This window comes from Mammaliicoccus lentus, assembly GCF_002902755.1.
Classification (GTDB): domain Bacteria; phylum Bacillota; class Bacilli; order Staphylococcales; family Staphylococcaceae; genus Mammaliicoccus; species Mammaliicoccus lentus.
Window position 1 is genome coordinate 1 of record NZ_PPRS01000070.1, and the last position, 345, is coordinate 345.

Consider the following 345-nt stretch of genomic DNA (forward strand, 5'->3'; position numbering starts at 1 on the left):
AGGTGGGACAGATGATTGGGGTGAAGTCGTAACAAGGTAGCCGTATCGGAAGGTGCGGCTGGATCACCTCCTTTCTAAGGATATTACGGAATGACCATGAGGTCATGGAATAACGGAGACATATTGTATTCAGTTTTGAATGTTTATTTGACATTCAAAAATAGATAGGGCCTATAGCTCAGCTGGTTAGAGCGCACGCCTGATAAGCGTGAGGTCGATGGTTCGAGTCCATTTAGGCCCACCATTTTTTTGCACATTGAAAACTAGATAAGTAAGCAAATAGATTTTACCAAGCAAAAAACCGAGTGAATTTTTAACGAAATTCAACAAGCTTAATAATCGCGC

The 345-nt window shown here is 41.4% G+C and carries 1 tRNA gene and 1 rRNA gene; both read left to right on the forward strand.

The features are described 5' to 3' along the window. Positions 1–74 (forward strand): 16S ribosomal RNA (locus tag CD135_RS12360); the annotation flags it as partial. 93 nt (positions 75–167) lie between these two features. Continuing rightward, a tRNA-Ile gene (locus tag CD135_RS12365) sits at positions 168–244 on the forward strand. The last annotated feature ends 101 nt before the right edge of the window (positions 245–345 follow it).